Origin of the sequence: Clostridium sp. UBA3061 (assembly GCF_002367465.1) — a bacterium.
Lineage (GTDB): Bacteria > Bacillota > Clostridia > Clostridiales > Clostridiaceae > Clostridium_J > Clostridium_J sulfidigenes.
On sequence record NZ_DFCF01000002.1, the window covers coordinates 238,708 to 257,648 of the forward strand.

Annotated in this window: 15 protein-coding genes and 1 pseudogene; 13 read left to right on the forward strand and 3 right to left on the reverse strand. The window is 30.1% G+C overall.

Translation table 11 applies throughout. The features are described from left to right. The first annotated feature begins 41 nt into the window (after positions 1 to 41). From B2P65_RS01235 to B2P65_RS01275, 9 genes are all read left to right on the forward strand, one after another. Positions 42 to 1,481 (forward strand): FAD-dependent oxidoreductase, encoded by a 1,440-nt coding sequence (locus B2P65_RS01235; protein WP_346877236.1) that lies wholly within the window; start codon positions 42 to 44, stop codon positions 1,479 to 1,481. Then, positions 1,474 to 2,361, forward strand: coding sequence for a tocopherol cyclase family protein (locus B2P65_RS01240; protein ID WP_346879472.1), 888 nt, complete (start codon positions 1,474 to 1,476; stop codon positions 2,359 to 2,361). The genes B2P65_RS01235 and B2P65_RS01240 overlap by 8 nt, the downstream gene beginning before the upstream one ends. A 170-nt stretch (positions 2,362 to 2,531) precedes the next feature. Continuing rightward, entirely contained in the window at positions 2,532 to 3,317 is a 786-nt protein-coding gene (locus tag B2P65_RS01245; protein ID WP_346847310.1) for an EFR1 family ferrodoxin, read from the forward strand. Positions 3,318 to 3,452: 135 nt separating this feature from the next. Beyond that, the gene (locus tag B2P65_RS01250) at positions 3,453 to 4,787 is read left to right on the forward strand and encodes a hypothetical protein (RefSeq protein WP_346879473.1); all 1,335 of its coding nucleotides are present in this window, start codon (positions 3,453 to 3,455) and stop codon (positions 4,785 to 4,787) included. A gap of 59 nt (positions 4,788 to 4,846) precedes the next feature. After that, the gene (gene gltS / locus B2P65_RS01255; RefSeq protein WP_346879474.1) at positions 4,847 to 6,049 is read left to right on the forward strand and encodes a sodium/glutamate symporter; all 1,203 of its coding nucleotides are present in this window, start codon (positions 4,847 to 4,849) and stop codon (positions 6,047 to 6,049) included. 488 nt (positions 6,050 to 6,537) lie between these two features. Then, positions 6,538 to 7,980 carry an aminoacyl-histidine dipeptidase gene (locus B2P65_RS01260; protein WP_346877241.1) on the forward strand — a complete coding sequence of 481 codons (1,443 nt, stop codon included), beginning with the start codon at positions 6,538 to 6,540 and terminating at the stop codon, positions 7,978 to 7,980. A 217-nt stretch (positions 7,981 to 8,197) separates the two neighbouring features. After that, positions 8,198 to 10,129 (forward strand): OPT family oligopeptide transporter, encoded by a 1,932-nt coding sequence (locus tag B2P65_RS01265; RefSeq protein WP_346879475.1) that lies wholly within the window; start codon positions 8,198 to 8,200, stop codon positions 10,127 to 10,129. A gap of 165 nt (positions 10,130 to 10,294) precedes the next feature. Then, positions 10,295 to 10,699 carry a PqqD family peptide modification chaperone gene (locus B2P65_RS01270; RefSeq protein WP_346847315.1) on the forward strand — a complete coding sequence of 135 codons (405 nt, stop codon included), beginning with the start codon at positions 10,295 to 10,297 and terminating at the stop codon, positions 10,697 to 10,699. A gap of 184 nt (positions 10,700 to 10,883) precedes the next feature. Beyond that, positions 10,884 to 11,744 carry an undecaprenyl-diphosphate phosphatase gene (locus tag B2P65_RS01275; protein WP_346879476.1) on the forward strand — a complete coding sequence of 287 codons (861 nt, stop codon included), beginning with the start codon at positions 10,884 to 10,886 and terminating at the stop codon, positions 11,742 to 11,744. 72 nt (positions 11,745 to 11,816) lie between these two features. Here the strand turns inward: B2P65_RS01275 and B2P65_RS01280 are convergent, their stop codons facing one another. Both B2P65_RS01280 and B2P65_RS01285 read right to left on the reverse strand, forming a co-directional pair. Beyond that, a complete protein-coding gene (locus B2P65_RS01280; protein WP_346879477.1) occupies positions 11,817 to 12,623 on the reverse strand; it encodes a TPM domain-containing protein in 807 nt (268 codons plus the stop codon). Between the two features lie 2 nt (positions 12,624 to 12,625). Then, the gene (locus tag B2P65_RS01285) at positions 12,626 to 13,195 is read right to left on the reverse strand and encodes a LemA family protein (protein ID WP_346847318.1); all 570 of its coding nucleotides are present in this window, start codon (positions 13,193 to 13,195) and stop codon (positions 12,626 to 12,628) included. A gap of 681 nt (positions 13,196 to 13,876) precedes the next feature. Between B2P65_RS01285 and B2P65_RS01290 the strand changes: the two genes are divergently transcribed. The 4 genes and pseudogenes from B2P65_RS01290 (at position 13,877) to B2P65_RS18050 (ending at position 17,634) form a co-directional block, all read left to right on the forward strand. Continuing rightward, positions 13,877 to 15,382 carry a carboxypeptidase M32 gene (locus B2P65_RS01290; RefSeq protein ID WP_346847319.1) on the forward strand — a complete coding sequence of 502 codons (1,506 nt, stop codon included), beginning with the start codon at positions 13,877 to 13,879 and terminating at the stop codon, positions 15,380 to 15,382. Positions 15,383 to 15,631: 249 nt separating this feature from the next. Beyond that, positions 15,632 to 16,195 carry a GNAT family protein gene (locus B2P65_RS01295; protein ID WP_346847320.1) on the forward strand — a complete coding sequence of 188 codons (564 nt, stop codon included), beginning with the start codon at positions 15,632 to 15,634 and terminating at the stop codon, positions 16,193 to 16,195. 250 nt (positions 16,196 to 16,445) lie between these two features. After that, positions 16,446 to 16,766 (forward strand): rhodanese-like domain-containing protein, encoded by a 321-nt coding sequence (locus tag B2P65_RS01300; RefSeq protein WP_346847321.1) that lies wholly within the window; start codon positions 16,446 to 16,448, stop codon positions 16,764 to 16,766. Positions 16,767 to 16,876: 110 nt separating this feature from the next. Further along, positions 16,877 to 17,634: pseudogene (locus B2P65_RS18050) on the forward strand (metalloregulator ArsR/SmtB family transcription factor). Positions 17,635 to 17,795: 161 nt separating this feature from the next. On the opposite strand, the gene B2P65_RS01315 reads toward B2P65_RS18050, so the two are convergent. Then, positions 17,796 to 18,734, reverse strand: coding sequence for an AEC family transporter (locus B2P65_RS01315; RefSeq protein WP_346879478.1), 939 nt, complete (start codon positions 18,732 to 18,734; stop codon positions 17,796 to 17,798). Between the last annotated feature and the right edge of the window lie 207 nt (positions 18,735 to 18,941).

The following is an 18,941-nucleotide window of genomic DNA, read 5'->3' on the forward strand; positions in this document are numbered from 1 at the left end:
ATAAAATCACTAAAGTGGAATACTATTTATGAGGTGATTTTATGAAATCTGTATGGAGTGAAAGCTGTAATTTTAAAAAGAGGGAATCCTTAAATGGAAATATAGAGGCAGATGTAGTAGTTATAGGAGCTGGTATAACAGGAATATTAACTGCCTATATGCTAAAGAAAAAAGGAATAGATGTAGTTATAATTGAGGCTGAAGAGATTTGTAGTGGAAATACAAAAAATACTACTGCGAAGATAACTTCTCAGCATTCCTTAATTTATGATAAGTTAATTAAGGAATTTGGAGAAGCGAAGGCAAGACAATATGCAAGTTCCAATGAGTTAGCTATAAAAAAATATAAAGAAATAATAGAGAATGAGAGAATTAAGTGTGATTTTGAAGAGAAGGATGCTTATCTATATACTATGGACAATGTTGAAGCTTTAAAAAAAGAATTAGAAGCGGCAACTAAGTTAGGAATAAAAGCTAAACTTTTAGAAAATACAGAGCTTCCTTTTAAGGTTAAGGCAGCTTTGAAATTTTATAACCAAGGTCAATTTAATCCCCTTAAGTTTTTAGAAGTTATTACTGAAGACTTAACCATTTACGAAAATACTAAAGCTTTAGAAATTAAAGAGGAGCTAGTTGTTACAGATAAAGGGATGGTTGCTGCTAAGGTAATAGTAGTAGCTACTCACTATCCAATTATGAATACACCTGGGTATTATTTCATTAGAATGCATCAAGAAAGATCCTATGTTATAGCTTTAGAGAATGCTCAAGATGTCAATGGAATGTACATTGGTATTGATAAATGGGGATACTCTTTTAGAAATTATAAGGACTTATTATTGCTTGGTGGAGGTTCTCATAGAACTGGTAAGAATGAAGCTGGTGGTAAATATGAAGAATTAAGACAGGTAGCAAAGGAGTTATATCCCAATGCTAAGGAAAAATATCATTGGTCTGCTCAAGATTGTATTCCTATAGATGAAATACCTTACATTGGTCAATATTCCACTGAAACTCCTAATGTATATGTGGCAACGGGTTATAAAAAATGGGGAATGACATCTTCTATGGTGGCAGCTATGATTTTATCTGATATGATATCCGGAAATAAAAATGATTTTGCAGAGATATTTTCTCCTACAAGATTTGATATGTCAGCATCAAGTAAAAACCTAACCCAGGATGTAATAGAAACTACAAAGAATTTTATAGCACAAAAAATTCACATTCCAAGTGAGCAGGTAGAGAAGGTAGAAGCTGGTCATGGTGGAATTGTAGAATATAATGGAGAGAAAGTTGGGGTATACAAAGATAATGATGGTAATATATTTACTGTAACTACAAAATGTCCTCATTTAGGCTGTGAGCTTCAATGGAATCCTGATGAGTTATCATGGGATTGTCCATGTCATGGTTCTAGATTTGATTACAAGGGTAATTGGATAGAAAGTCCAGCTATTAGGGGATTATCCCATGAATAAAATTAAATGTTATACAAGGAAAAAGAATTTTTTTGAGGGCTGGTATTTTAAACATCAAAAGGGTGAGGATACTATATCCTTTATACCTGGCATAAATATAGATAGTAAAGGAAATAGATCAGCCTTTATACAAGTGATAACTAATAGAAATTCATATAATATAAATTATAGTTTTTCTAAATTTATAGTTTATAAAGATAAGTTAAGAATAAAAATTGGAGATAGTACTTTTTCATCTAAAGGCATTGAAATCCACATTAAAGATGAGGGCTTAACAATAGATGGAAAAATAGAATATGACTTATTGACTCCTGTAAAATATGACATCATGGGACCTTTTAGCTTTATACCTTTTATGGAATGTAGCCATGGCATTATTAGTTTATATCATAAATTAAGGGGAAATTTAATTATTAATGGTGAATATGTAAGTTTTAATGATGGAGTTGGATATATTGAAACAGATAGAGGCAACTCTTTCCCCAAAACTTATTTATGGACCCAGTGTAATGATTTTAAAAATGAAAAAATATCTATAATGGCAGCTATAGCAGATATACCTTTTATGGGAATAAATTTTAAAGGATGTATATGCGTTGTATATTATAAAGGAAGAGAATATAGATTATCCACCTATAATGGAGTTAAGATTCTTAAATATAATTGCAAGTCACTAATGTTAAAAAGAGGTAAGTATGAACTACAGATAAAAGTTACTGATGGAAATCCACAAAAGTTATTAGCACCCTCAAGTGGTAATATGTGCAGAACTATTCATGAAAATGCAGCTTGCTCAGCTAACTATAAGCTTTATATAGAGGATAATTTAGTCTTTGATATAGAAAGTGATAACTGTAGTTTTGAATATGTGGATAGATAGGAATTTAAATGTCTCTAGACCTGATAAAAACTAAATTCTAAACTAATATTAAACTAGCATTAAAAATATAAAGATGCTAGTTTAATATTTTTAAAAAGACTATTTCATAAATATATATCTATATGGTATATTAAAACAATAGCAAAAAAATATATATGGAGGGTTTATTCATGATATTTTATTTTTCAGGCACAGGAAATTCTTTATACGTAGCAAAAAATTTATCCAGTAACCAAGGAGAAGAATTAATTGCAATTTCAAAGGAAATGAAACAAGATAAAGATTTTTATGAATATGACTTAAAACCAGGAGAAAAGATAATATTTGTTTATCCTATCTATGCTTGGGCATCACCAGCACCAGTAGTTAAATTCATTAGTAAATTAAAATTAAATAACTATAAGAACAATTATTTATCAGCAGTAGTAACCTGTGGCGAGAACATAGGAAATAACATGAAAATACTAGAGAAAAAGCTAGGAGCTAAGGGGTTAAAGTTAAATAGTGGATTTTCAATTGTTATGCCTAATAATTATATTATCCTTGGAAGAGCAGATGAAGATGATATTGTGAATAGTAAGATGTCTAAGGCTTTGGAGACCATTGGAGAAGTAAATAATCTTATAGGTGATAAAGTTAGGGATGTATTTAAAGTTGAAACAGGACCAATGCCTAAGGTTATGACAGCTATAGCTAATCCTATATTCAATAAGTTAGCTATAAATACTAAAAAGTTTTATGTTACAGATGATTGTATAGGATGTAAACTTTGTGAACAGGTATGCAATACTAAATGCATTAAAGTTGATAAAGTTCCTAAATGGGGAGATAACTGCTGTCAATGTTTAGCATGTATAAGTTATTGTCCTAAGGAAGCCATCCAATATGGAAAATATACAATTAATAAAAAGAAATATAAAAACCCTAAAATTCCTGTAGGTGAAATGATAATATAACAGGCAATGATTCTATATAGCTCAGTGAACTTTTAAAGACTCTCTTTAAGACTGGGACTTTACTTTTAAAACATGTATATATTTTTATAATAAAAATAATAATAAGAGTACGAAATTTAAAAGGGGAGTTCATCCATGAAAAACTTACTTAGAGTTATTTTTGTATTACTTATTTTCAATTTTATATTATATGATATAGCTTTTGCTAAGGATAGAAGTTATGTCTTAGAACTTAGAAAAGAAGATAATAAAATTGAGGTAGCAGTAGTTATAAAAGATGATGGTATTTGGGCAGTGAATATAAATAACCCTTCAGAGAAAATAATGCTTAACAAAGGGGCTTATAGAGAGCCAAATATAAGTGAAAATGGTTATGTAGCCTATAGGGATATTAAGAATAACTTGTATGTAACAAAAATAGATTTTTATAAAAAAGTAGAAAATACTACTAATGTAGATGATAGTATTACTGCATATCAATGGGATAAAGATGGAAATTTAATTTATTCTAAGTCCACAGGTGGAGTATATATATTTGGAGTTAAAGATAAAACTAAAGAAATTTTCACTGGAGGAAAAGAGTTTTATACACAAATTTTATTAGGAAAAGATAACTCTTTATTTGCCACAAAGAATATTATGAAAAAAGGTAATTCGGATAATTATCCTTTTCCGCTAGGAATAGTTAAGTTAGATTTAGCAACTAAAACAGAAAAAGTAGTGATACCATATATACCTATAAGTTCCCAAAATCATGATTTAGGGTTGGATCCAAAGATGGCTACCATCTCAATTAATGGAGTTAATTTAATTGTATGGTGTAGACCTAATTCTGCATCAATGACAGCAGATGGGGTGCCTATAGGAGTTTATAATGATGAAAGTAACAAGTGTAGAGAAGTACTTAATGAAGAGATTATAGTTTTAACTTATGAGGATATGATGTCTGTATCACCAATAGATGATAACTTAGTGGCTATTATAAATGGTGCATATAGGTTTATGAATGTAGATAAAACTTTAGGAATCTTAAATTTAGAAGATGAAAGTTTTAAAAAGATCACTAAGGATGGAGAAGTAGCTATGACTCCAAGTTATTCTAGTGATGGTAGAAATATAGTTTATTCAGCCTCAACTTATAGTGAAAATCTTCAGCAATGGGAAAATTCCAACAATCAACATATATATGAAGTAAACTTAGAAAATAATGAAATTACTAAATTGACTAACTCATCTGTAGGATGGGATTTTTATCCTAACTATATTAATGATGATAGTGAATTTGTATTTATAAGAAAAGATAAAGAAAATAAATTTTCTTTAATTAAGGGAAATAGGGAGGGGAAGGAACAAGTTATTATTGATAACATTTTACACTTGGATGATAGTGCAAGTATAAACGAGTATTTTTGGTATTATGGACATTACGATATGAATAAGGTGTTTCATAATATGGAGATAACTCAATGATTTAAAAATTTAATACTTACGCACTAAGATACACATATGATGAGAGGAAAGATAAATTTATGGAATTGACATTAGACATATTTCAAACAATGGCATTAGCTTCTATGGTTTTTTATTTTGGAAAATATTTAAAAGAAAAAATATCTATATTAGAAAAGTATTGCATACCAGCACCAGTTGTAGGAGGTCTTATTTTTGCAATACTTATGCTTATATTTAGGCTGACAGGATTCATAACTATTAATTTAGATACAACTCTACAAAATATTTTTATGACTGCATTTTTCACTAGCGTTGGATTTACGGCTAGTATTAGAATATTAAAAAAAGGTGGTATAAAAGTAGTAACATTCTTAATTATATCAGTGCTTTTAGTAATTCTACAAAATACAGTTGGAGTTGCTTTAGCAACTTTGTTTAATTTAGAACCCTTATTAGGAATTTGTACAGGCTCTATTCCTATGATAGGGGGACATGGTACAGCGGGGTCATTTGGACCTATTCTAGAAGAAATGGGAATTGCAGGTGCTACAACTGTATCCTTTGCTTCTGCGACTTTTGGACTGGTTATGGGAAGTATAATTGGAGGATTGGTTGCTAGAACATTAATTATACGTCATAAGCTTAATACTCCTATGAAGGAGGATGATGATAATACCTGTATGCCACTAGGAGATTTTAATGAAGATAATCAAGATATACTATGTCATAAAAGATTAATGTCAGGTGCATCTTGGATCTTTATAGCAATGGGAATAGGATCTATAATATCTAATTTTATTCAGGGAATTGGTTTAACTTTTCCATCTTATATTGGAGCTATGCTTGTGGCTGCAATTATAAGAAATATTTGTGATGCCACAAATATTGAGTTAGTAGAAAAAGAAATTGAAAATCTTGGAGGTATCAGCTTATCCTTCTTTTTATCTATGGCTCTTATGGGATTAAAGTTATGGGAACTTCTAGATTTAGCAATTCCTATGGTTGTTATGTTAATAGCACAAACAATTCTCATAGGTGTATTTACATATTTTGTAACCTTTAGAATTATGGGGAGAGATTATGAAGCGGCAGTTTTTGCATCTGCAAACTGCGGATTTGGAATGGGAGCTACACCTAATGCTGTAGCTAATATGGATGCACTTTCAAATAAATTTGGATTTGCACCTACCCCATATTTTGTCGTACCAATTGTAGGATGCTTATTCATAGATTTCGTAAATTCTGCAATTATTACACTATTTATAAATATAATTCATTGAAGCCATTGATCAAAGTAATTATAGAATAACGACATATTAAAATATTAGAATATAAAAGAAAAAGCAATATACTATTAAAATGTAAAGAGTATGTTGCTTTTCTTAGGTTAAAATGTATGAAATTAATTCATAAAAGATATAATAATTATGAGATTAGAAAAAGTTGTTATAAAAAGGTAGCATAAATTCTTTCTATTAACATAGGTATTATATAGAATTATATTTTAAGAAATAATAAATAATACTATTTTTATAAATACTTTTTTTAATTATATAAAATATAAAAAATTTAAATGAATTATTAAATGGGTTATAGGTAATATTTCAAAAATAATTATTTTATATATGTTGACTTTATAAATTTATAAGTATAAAATTAATATAAATTTGCAAGTCGAAGAACGTAATAAAATGTTGAAATATATATTGAAATATATATAAAGTACATATTAATTATAAAGTAAATACAAAAAAATGGAGGGATTTTTATGTCTATATTAAAAGGATTAAATCCAGAAAAGGTTCTAGGCTATTTTGAAGAATTAACTAAAATACCTCATGGTTCAGGCAATGAAAAGGTTATCAGCGATTATTTGGCTAACTTTGGTAAGGAAAGAGGATTTGTAGTAATACAAGATGATGAGTTAAATGTAATCATTAAAAAACCTGCTACTCAAGGATATGAAAATGCACCAGTAGTAACAATCCAAGGTCATATGGACATGGTTTGTGAAAAGAATAAGGATAAGGTACATGATTTTGAAAAGGATCCATTAGAGCTTAGAATCGATGGGGACTATCTTTATGCTAATGGAACAACACTAGGAGCAGATAATGGAATAGCAGTAGCTTATGGATTAGCTATTTTAGATTCAAAAGAGTTAAAACATCCTGCTATAGAACTATTTGTTACTACAGGTGAAGAGACAGGTATGTATGGAGCTATAGCAGTAGATCCTAAAAATCTTGATGGAAAAATATTATTAAACATTGACTCAGAAGAAGAAGGAATATTCCTTGTAAGCTGTGCTGGTGGAGTTACTAACTATGTAAATATAAATACTCAATGGGAAGATGCCTCTAATGAAGCTTTAAAACTAGAAGTTAAAGGTTTAAAAGGTGGACACTCTGGTATGGAAATAATAAAACAAAGAGGAAATGCTAATAAACTTATGGGAAGATTATTAAATGCTATATCAAAAGAGGTAGATTTTAATATTTCTCATATAAGTGGAGGCGCTAAAAATAATGCAATTCCTCGTGAAGCAGAAGCTACAATTACAGTAGCAGCTAAGGATGTAGAAAAAGTTAAACAAATAGCTACAAAATCATTAGAAATATTTAAAACTGAGTTAAGAATACAAGATCCAGATGTAACTGTAATAGTTGAAAAATCAGAAACTAGCAAACAATTAACTAAGGAAGTAACTGAAAAAATAGTTTCTTACTTAGTAGTAGCTCCAAATGGAATTCAAACTATGAGTGAAGATATTAAAGGGTTAGTAGAAAGTAGTATTAACTTAGGAGTTATAGAATTTAGTGAAGAAAAAGTTACCTTTGTTTCTGCAGTGAGAAGCTCTGTAAAAACATTAAAAAATGCCATTACAGATGGAATAGATGTTGTAGCAGAATTAGTTGGTGCTGAGGTTATTAATGATTCTGATTATCCAGAATGGCAGTATGAACCAAACTCACCAATAAGAGATTTATGTATAGAAACTTATAAAAATGTTACTGGTGAAGAACCAAAAATAGATGCTATCCATGCAGGACTTGAATGTGGACTTTTAAAAGAAAAAATGCCAGATGTAGATATGATTAGCTTTGGACCAAATTTATTTGATGTACACACTCCAAATGAACATATGAGTATATCATCTGTTGAAAGAGTATGGAATTTTATAAAAGCACTATTAGAAAATATTAAATAAATGCCTAAGGTAAATTTTACTTTAGATATTTAATATAAAAATAAACAATTTGATTTAGGCATCCTGAAGAGTACTAGTTAATGTGTTTATATTTTTATCAATAGTATTAATTAAAGATAAAGATATAGCTTGTAGATAAATTAAACTTTTAAACATAGTAATTAGTGGCTTTTTTAGGGTGCCTTGTTAAAGAGTTACAAAGGAGGAGAAAAAATTTATGAGCCAAGAGAAAAGAAAATTATCTCAAAGTGCTTATGGTGGATGCAAAGGTGAAGAATATGTTCCTTTTATTCCAACATCAATGGCAATGCCAGAAACAACAGGTTATTCAATTATTTTAGGTATTATTTTAGCATGCGTTTTTGCAGCAGCTAACACATATCTTGGTCTGAAAGTTGGTATGACAATATCAGCTGGTATTCCAGGTGCTATTATTGCAACTGGAGTATTAAAAGGAATGTTTAGAAGAAATAACATTTTAGAAGCAAACATGGTAGCATCTTTAGCTGCTATGGGAGAATCCATTGCCGGGGGAATTATATTTATTTTACCAGCATTAATTTTATGGGGATTAAAATTAAGTATTCTAACTGTTGTTATTGTTACAATAATTGGTGGAGTTATGGGAGTATTTTTCATTACACCCCTTAGAAGATACTTAATCGTGGAAGAACACGGAAATTTAGTTTATCCAGAAGGTATGGCTGCAGCTGAAGTTCTTGTAACTGGTAGTGAAGGTGGACAAGGATTCAAAACAGTCATGACTGGTCTTGGAGTAGGAGCTGGATATAAACTTTTCTCAGGTGGATTTGCACTTTGGGGAGAGCAAGCTACTTATGTTATTAAAAGTTATCAAGGTACAATGATGGGATTTGACACTTTAGCATCACTTCTTGGTGTTGGATTTATAGTTGGTACTAGAGCATCATTACTTATGTTTGGTGGTTCTGTTATAGCTTGGTTTGCACTTATACCATTAATCAAATTCTTAGGAGTTGGACTAGCAGAGCCTTTATTCCCAGCTACTAAAATTATAGCTGAAATGAGTGCTAACGAAATCTGGGCTAACTATATTAAATATATAGGTGCTGGAGCTGTTGCAATGGGAGGATTTATTTCTCTTGCTAAGTCTATTCCTACTATTATCACAAGTTTTAAACAAGCTATGGGTGGAATAGGTGCAGGTAAAAATGATAAAGTAAGTAGAATTGATTTAGAAGCACCTCTTACTTGGGTTATTCTAGCAGCTGCTTTTGGATTTGCATTAACTTGGTTATTACCAATGGTTAATGGTGGATTTGTAGGTGGAATCATGGCAGTTTTATTCAGCTTCTTCTTTGCTGTTGTTTCAGCTAGAATGGTTGGTATAATTGGAGCATCAAACAACCCAGTTTCTGGTATGACTATAGCTACAATGTTATTTGTAACTACTGTAATTAAATTAACTGGTGGAGTAAGCCAAGAGTATATGACTAAAGCAGTACTAATAGGTGGAGTTGTTTGTGTCGCTATAGCAGTAGCTGGTGGAGCAGCACAAAGTTTAAAAACTACATTTATTATAGGTGGTACTCCTAAAAAGGTTCAAATAGGAATGTTTATTGCACTTTCAGTAGCAGGAGTTTTTGCAGCACTTGTAATTAACATGTTAAATACTGCTTATGGAATAGGTTCTGCAGATGTAGCAGCGCCTCAAGCTACACTTATGAAAATGATAGTTGAAGGTATTATGACAGCTCAATTGCCATGGACACTAATAATAATTGGTGCTGCAATTGCATTATTCTGTGAATTAGCTGGAATAGCAGTATTACCAGTAGCTCTAGGTATATACCTTCCAATAACTTTAAATGCTGCTATCTTAGTTGGTGGAATAATCAGAGAAATCGTTGAGAGAAAATTTGCTAAGGATAAAGATAGAAGAGGAGAAGTTGTTGAAAAAGGAACTCTTCTTGCATCAGGTTTAGTTGCAGGAGATGCATTGATGGGTATAGTAGTAGCTGGATTAGTAGCTGCTAATGTAAATATAGCATTCGGTAAGAATTTCTTAACAGGAATAACTCAAAGTAATCTATTTGCTTGTGTAATGTTCTTATTACTAGGATTATGGATTTACATGTTCTCTTGTAAAAAAGACAAAGCCGTTAAATAGTAAATCATAAAACAACTTAAAATCGCTTTGCCACAGGTAAAGTCTATCTGTGGACAAGCGATTTTAATAATTGGTAACAAATTAATTTATATAATAAAGAATAATAAAATGAATTAAAGAATATCTTATATTTAATAGTTATAAATAAGTTAGGAGGAATTTTTCATGAAAAATAAGAAAAAGCAAGAAGAAATAGAAAAACAAGCTCAAGATACAAAGCATAATTTTGCCCTTTATGTACCTGAAATTAAACAACAAAATTGGGAAGAAAAAGATGGTAAAGTTGTTATCCATATAAAAGTTACTGATCCAGTTAAAAAGTTTCTAGCTTGGATGGTTAAAAGAACTCCTGAAACTAAATTAGAACTAGATGAGAGATGTTCTACAGTATGGAAGTATATAGATGGAAATAGAACTGTTTATGATATTGCAAAGCTCATGGCAGAAATTTATAAAGAAAATGTAGATGGAGAGCTATATAGATTAGTAACTTATTTAAAATACATATCTAAAAGAGGATGGATAAAGTTTAAAGAATATGATAAAGAAGTTGAAATTAAATATACATAATATTTAATTAACATAAAATTTAAAATTACAAGACCTGTGTAAATACAAGGTTTATAGGTGTTAGAGAGGACAACCTTACATCATTGAAAGATATATGTAAGGTTATCCTCTTGTTCTATTTATACATGTAAGGTAAACTATATGTATGTCAAAAATGGGTACAAGTAGCAAGGAGTGAAAATTAGTGGGTTTAGATTTGATATTTATATTAAAGGCAATAATTATTGCAATAGTAGAAGGGTTAACAGAGTTTATTCCAGTTTCATCTACAGGACATATGATATTAGTTGGTAATGCTATTAACTTCCGTGGTGAGTTTGCTGATATGTTTCAGGTAGTTATTCAACTAGGGGCCATACTTGCAGTAGTGGTATTATATTGGAATAAGATTAAGGATAGTGTAATAGAATTTTTTAAATTCATATTCACATTTGGTAAGAAGGGTCAAACTGGATTTAAATTTGGAATTAATGTATTGATTGGATGTATTCCAATGGGAATAGTAGGAGTAATTTTTTATAAGCAAATTAAAAGTTTATTTAATCTTCAATCAGTAATTGTTGGATTATTAGTAGGAGGATTTTTACTACTTATAGTGGAAAACTTCTTTAGAAAGAGAAAAAGTAAAGCTGTTAAAAACATAGATGATATAACACCTATGCAGGCATTAAAGGTAGGAATATTCCAAGTTCTTGCTGTATGGCCAGGAATGTCAAGAAGTGCATCTACCATAATGGGAGGTTGGGTTGCAGGGCTCTCCACTCCAGTAGCAGCAGAATTCTCATTTTTCCTAGCAGTACCTGCAATGGTAGGATCATCAGCTAAAGATTTATTTGAATTTAACTATTCTATTATGACTCCAACCTTATGGGTTGCATTAATAGTTGGGTTTATTGTTGCCTTTGTTGTATCAATAATAGTTATGGACAAATTTGTTGCTTTCTTAAAGAAAAAGCCTATGAGAGTATTTGCTATATACAGAGTAGCAGTAGGAGTACTACTTGCTGTGTTAGTATTTACAAAGGTTATTACCTTAGTAGCTTAAATTAAATGATAACTTTAATAAAAAAAGAGAACAAATTCATTGAAAAAATGAACTTGTTCTCTTTTTTTATAACTACCAACTACCAGATGATCCACCGCCACCGGAAGAACCTCCACCGAAGCCGCCAAAGCCGCCGCCACCGGAAGAACCACCGCCGCCGAAGCCACCAAAGCCACCGCCACCTCTAGGACCTCTTCCACCTCTACTAGTCCAAAACAACATTCGTAGTAATCTACCCCTATTGAAGATGGAATCTATAAATACAATGATGATGATAGCTATAAATATAAATATATTAAAACCATCATTATCCTCATAATCTTCTTCACTAGGCATTGTCACATTCAAAGACTTATCTAAGGTGACACCGTATTCTTTACTAGCATAATCACATAAAACACTATAACTATTTAGAATTCCTTCACTATAATTTCCACTTTTAAAACTTGGTTTTGCGATGGAAGTCATAACTCTACTTGAAAGTGCATCAGGTATTGCACCTTCAAGACCTCTTCCTACCTCTACTCTCCACTCCCTGTCATCTATGGCTACAAGAATTAAAAGACCATTATCTTTGCCTTTTTCACCTATTCCCCAGGTTCTAAAGAGACTATTGCTATAATCTTCAATTGGAGTATTGTTTAGGGTGTTCATTACAACAACTACAGCTTGAGCACCTGTTTTATCCTCAAGCTCCTTACCTAGAGAAACAATTTTATTGGCATCTTCATTATCTATAATACCTACATAGTCATTTAGATATTTATATACAGTTGGACTAGGATAAGTATCCTGTGCTAATGCACTAAAAGAAGAGAGTAGTAGTATAACAATAAGCAAAGAAAGACAGTGTTTTAAAAATTTAATTGCACTCTTCATCTTTATTTAGAAAAGTCTACAGAAGGGACTTCTGCAGCACCTGCACTTGCTTTATAAAATGGTTTCTCGTCAAATCCAAATAATGAAGCAATTATGTTGGTAGGAAATCTTAAGATTTTAGTATTATAATTTGTTACTACATTGTTATAATCTTGTCTAGCAATGGCAATTCTATTTTCTGTTCCTTCTAATTGCACTGATAAATCTAAGAAATTTTGATTAGATTTTAAGTCAGGATAATTTTCAACCACTACTAACAATCTAGAAAGAGCGTTAGATAGTTCAGTATCTGCAGCTGCTTGGTCAGAGATATTTGTAGCTCCTGCAAGTTTAGCCCTAGCATCAGCTATTTCCGTAAATATTTCCTTTTCTTGAGTTGCATATCCTTTTACTGTATTAACTAGGTTAGGGATTAAATCTGATCTTCTTTGAAGCTGAGTATCAATATTTGATTCCGCTGCACTAACTCCTTGTTTAAGAGTTACAAGATTATTGTAATTTCCAACTAAAAATACAGCAATAATAATCACAATAATTATTATAGGAAGGAAAACCTTCATACCTTTTTTCATAATTTATTCTCCTTTCAATCTTTGATTTAGTATATGTTTTAATTTCACATATTATATATGAATTAATCTTATTATTAACAAGATTAATTAGAAACATAAAGTAATGAGTTATAAATTAAAACCATTGCTTTACATTATATTCATTATAATCAAGAAAATTTACAAAATCAATGTAAATAAGAAAATCCTGTGATTTACACAGGGTTTTCTTATTTGAGGGGTTAATTTTTAGCTTCATTTATAATCGGGGGATTATTTATGAAGTACTTTTTACTTAATACTTAGGGGTTCCACTTTTAATATTACTAAAAAGTAATATTAAAAGTGGAGATACTTATTCCAGGGTGTAACTTATTTGCTTTAAATATTAGGAAATTAATTATCTCTTATATAATCTTGGGGAATTACTTACGAAATATTTATTATCTCCTGTTGATATTTATAATAAGGGTATATTGTGACATCTGTGTGACAAAATTATGATTAGATTATAAATAATTTTAGAAGGAAATTAATGTGATTAAAAATTAGGTGTATAAATTGAATAAAGTTTTTTAATGAAATAAGTAGCATAAAGCAATAATATATAAATTTAATAAATAACTATGGAATTATATTGAAAATAAAGATATAATTAGTACAACGAAAATTATGTAATACAAGTTATAAGGAGTGGGGAGAATGGAGATTATTAATGAAAAATTAAATGAAGTAAAGGAGCATATTAAAAACGTAACTTATTTAATTCATGCAGAAAGCTTAATACATTGGGATATGCAAACAGGAATACCATCTAAAGCTATAGATGGAAGAATTGAAGTAGTGGGATATCTATATTCAGAGTGTATAAAACTTATGACTTCTCCAAGAATAGGGGAATGGATAGAGTATTTCTCAGATAAAATGGACAAATTATCTTTCAGGGATAAAAAGATTATAGAAAATTTAAAAAGAAACTATGATGAACTTATAAAGATACCACCTGAAAGAAATAAAGAGTATCAAATGTTATGTTCAACATCAGAAGCATTTTGGAAACAAGCTAAGGCTAACAATGATTATGAAGGCTTTAAGCCATATCTAGCAAAGATAATAGAGTTTAATAAGGAATTTGCTGAATATATAGGATATGAAGGAAATATATATAATAAGTGCTTAGATGATTATGAAAGAGGATTGACTGTAGATAGGGTAGATAAAGTATTTAAAGAGCTTAGGGATGGTATAGTGGAGCTTTTAGAGAAGATTAAAGCCTCTAAGGTAAGTATAGACGAGTCCTTCTTTAAAAAGCAATTTCCTATCAAAGATCAAGATGAATTTGGTAAATTTGTTTTAGAAAAATTAGGATATGATTTTGAGGCAGGAAGACTAGATACTACTGTTCACCCATTTACAACTAACTTCGGAAATAAAGATGTTAGAATAACAACTAATTATGATGAACATGATTTTAGAAGTGCTTTCTTTAGCAATATTCATGAAGGTGGACATGGTATTTATGAGCAAAACTCAGCAGATGATTTAGAATATACAGGTATTTCAGGTGGAACTTCTATGGGTGTACATGAATCACAATCTAGATACTATGAAAATATTCTAGGAAGAAGTAAGGAATTTTGGGCTTATTTTTATCCAGAGGCTCAAAAGAGATTCCCTCAATTTGAAGGAGTTAATTTAGAAGATTTCTATAAAGCTATAAATAAGGTAGAACCTTCTTTAATTAGAACAGAAGCAGATGAATTAACTTACAGTATTCATATTATAATTAGATATGAGTTAGAAAGAGCTTTCATGAATAATGAAATCACAGTAGAAGAGTTGCCAGCTGCTTGGAATAAAAAATACAAGGAATATTTAGGTGTAGAGCCTAAAAATGATTCAGAAGGAATTCTTCAAGATACTCATTGGGGTGCAGGTTTAATTGGATATTTCCCAAGCTATGCTCTTGGTAATGTATATGGAGCCCAATTTTTAAATAAAATGAGACAAGATATACCTACCTATGACGAAGAAGTTAAAAATGGTAATTTTGCAGTGATAAAAGATTGGTTAAGAGAAAACATACATCAGTTTGGATCTCTTTATACTCCATCGGAGCTTATTGTAAAAGTAACAGGAGAAGAGTTAAATCCTAAATATTTCTTAGAGTACCTAAATAAAAAATACGGAGAAATCTACGAAATATAAGTGACACTCCAAATTTTATATTTGGTCAGTGGAACTTACTCATTCGAACGCATGTGAGAAGGAGTTTCTTCGAGAGCGAAGCGAAAGGTTGCTTTAGCAACATCACTCCAAATTTTATATTTGGTCAGTGGAACTTAAGTGAGACTCTAAATCTATGATTTAGTTAGTTGAACTTACTCATTCGAATATATATGAGAAGGAGTTTCCATAAAATACAATAGATTTAGCATGCATAAAAGAAAGTGAGATATGATGAAATTTTTAAAGAAATTAGTTGGAGATAAATGTTATCTTTCTCCAGTGGATGATATACTAGCAGATAAGGTAGCTCAATGGAGTAATGACTTGAGGGTTTCCTTAAGAACTGGAGATATATCAGATATGATAACAGTTGATGCTCAAAGAGAGTATTTAAATAGTATGAATGAGAGAGGATATGCCTTCTATATAGTTGACTCTAAAAACGACGAGGCTATAGGGGTCATAAGGCTTATGAGAATAAGCCACATACACAGAAATGCTGTTCTTGGAATGTTTATTGGAGATTCGAATCATAGAAATAAAGGTATAGGAACAGAAGCAACAAAGCTAATATTGGATTTTGCTTTTAATGTGATAAATCTTAGAAACATAATGATAGAGACTTTTTCTTTTAATGAAAGGGCCATTAACTTATGCAAGAAGATTGGCTTTAAAGAGATAGGAAGAAGAAGAAACTCTATTATATATGGAAATAATGAGTTTGATGAAGTCTTCATGGATATATTGAATACTGATTTTCATGAATCAATTATATGTGAAGCGCTAAAATAGAAAGAAGACAATATATAACATTAGGCTGTTAAAAAATAAGAGCTATAAACTTTCAGTTTTATAGTTCTTATTTTTTTATTACATTTTATATGAAAATTAGTTAAATCTAAATTTAGTGACTGCAAAATCCATCTGACCATTAATAATAAACAATAAGTGATTAACTCACATAAATAAAATATTAAAAAGGGTAAAATATATGTATAATAAAAAGCAGATTTTGAGTTATCATATATAGGGAGGCATTACAATGTTTAACTTTTTAAAAAGGGATAATGGAAAAGTAATAAGTATTAATGATATAGATAGTTTGTTAGGTAAGATTAATTTAATTGATGTTAGAGAAATATATGAATATAGAAATGGAAGTTTAAAAACAGCTAGAAATATTCCAATGGGAAATCTTTTAAACAATCCAGATAGATATCTTAAAAAAGAAGATGAATATTACCTTATGTGTCAAACAGGTTCGAGAAGCTCACTTGCTTGTAGGAGACTGACTAAAAAAGGGTTTAATGTGATTAATGTTAGAGGTGGTATTGGAGCATATAAAGGGGCTAAAAGAAAATAACTTTAATTATTGTATAGAATATTTTAATTTGTAGTTGATATAATCACTTAAGAGTAATATAATTTAATTAAGTTAATGATTAATTAAATTATATTATAAAAGGAGTATATATGATAGAAAGTGTAAAAGTTTTTAAAGCTATTGGTGATGAGACAAGGATAAAAATACTAATATTATTATCTAAGAAGAATATTTGTGCAAAGGCAATAGCTAAGCATTTACAAATTTCTGAAGCTGCAGTATCACAACACATTAAAATTCTTAAGGAAGTAGATTTAATTGTAGGTTACAAAAGAGGATATCATGTAATCTATGACTTAAATAAGAAAGTTTTAGAAAAAGCTATAGAATTTATTAATGTATTAATTACTGATGACATATGCTCAATAGATGATAAGTTTAATGTAAGTTTAGAGAGCTTTCATGCTTTACAATGTGAAAAAAATTGTAAGGTGGTAAAGAAATGCTGTAAAGAGAGATTAAAGGAGGAAGAGTAATGAAGGTTTGTTTTCCAGTTAAATCTAATAAAGGTATGGAGAGTGTACCATATGGACACTTTGGAACAGCTCCAATGTTTGTAGTATGTAATTTAGAAACTAATGAGGTTAAGACTATAGGAAATGGTGATTTAGGTCATCAGCATGGTATGTGTCAACCAATGAAAGCATTATCAGGAGAAGTAGTAGATGCTGTGGTTGTAGGTGGTATTGGTCAAGGGGCTATAGTTAAGTTAAACTCCCAAGGAATAAAGGTATATAGAGCAGCAGAAGGAACTATAAATACAAACTTAGAGAAGCTTAAAAATGGTGAGTTGTCAGAATTCGCTATGAATCATACTTGTAATCATGATGGATGTGACCATCATTAAAATATAATTAAGAATTGAAAGAACTGTATGAAAATAGANNTCTATTTTCATACAGTTCTTTTAATAATGGCTCTGTTGAAAACTATAGTGATAGAATATACAATCTATAACATGTTGACGGATTATTTTTACATAGTCCAACTATATATTTAATCTATCCCCTAAATTAAACTAAACTGTTTTAATGTGAATATCCACAGGAATACTGTAAGTATACAAAAGGCTGAAGTAAATACTACTATTTGGGCAGCTAATTCACTATCACCATCCATTTTTTGAGCCATAGTGAAGGAAGAAATAGCAGTAGGGGATGCAAAGATAAGCATTAACGCTATAAGTTCTATATCTCTAAAACCTAACCATATACTTATAGGCATAAGAATACTAGGAACTACAATAAGTCTACCAGTTACACCTATAATAGTTTGTTTCAAGTGAGCTTTTACATCGGTGAAAGAAAAGGAACCACCAAGTAAAATAAGGGAAAGAGGTGTAGCAATTCGTGATATATCACTTATGGATTTTTCAATAGCTGTTGGAAGTTTTATTCCAAAGATAAGAAATAATAGTCCAATTGCTGATGTTATAATTAAAGGATTAGTAATAATTCCTTTTAGAGTATTTTTAATATCTAGCTTTCCGCATCTAAAAATTTCTAAGGATATCACTGCTAACATATTAAAAAAAGGAACAACAGTGGCTATTAGTATAGCTACAACACCAACTTTGTCTTCACTAAATAGGGAACATGCTACAGGTAGACCAAATATTATAAAGTTGCTACGAAATATACCTTGTATCAAAACACCACGTTTTTTATTATCCTTTTCAATAAGGGGAATGAGAATGCATAGTACTATAAAGGTAAGGGTAACACTTATAAGTGCAAAGCAAATAAGTTTCGGATTTATAGCTCCTTTTAAATCTGTTTTATATATATTATAAAATAACAATAGAGGCAAAAAAGCCTTAAAGGTGATACTATTCATAACCTTTAGAGTATTGTCATCAAACATTTTCAATCGCTTTAATATATATCCTAAAGCCATGGTAAGAAACAGTGGTAAAACTACATTAATTGATAAAATCAAATTTCCCATAATTAATATCCTTTCTAGTATTTTGTTAATCTATTTCTCATATTTTATATGGTTGTCCCAATTAATTGTATACAAAGTTAAAGTGTTTTTCAATGTATAAGTAATAATTGATAATATTTGTAATAGGTGTTAAAATAAAAATGTAGTCTTACTCTAAGGAAGTATCCAAGGAGGAAGAGTAATAGATTTAAATCGTTCTGAATTACA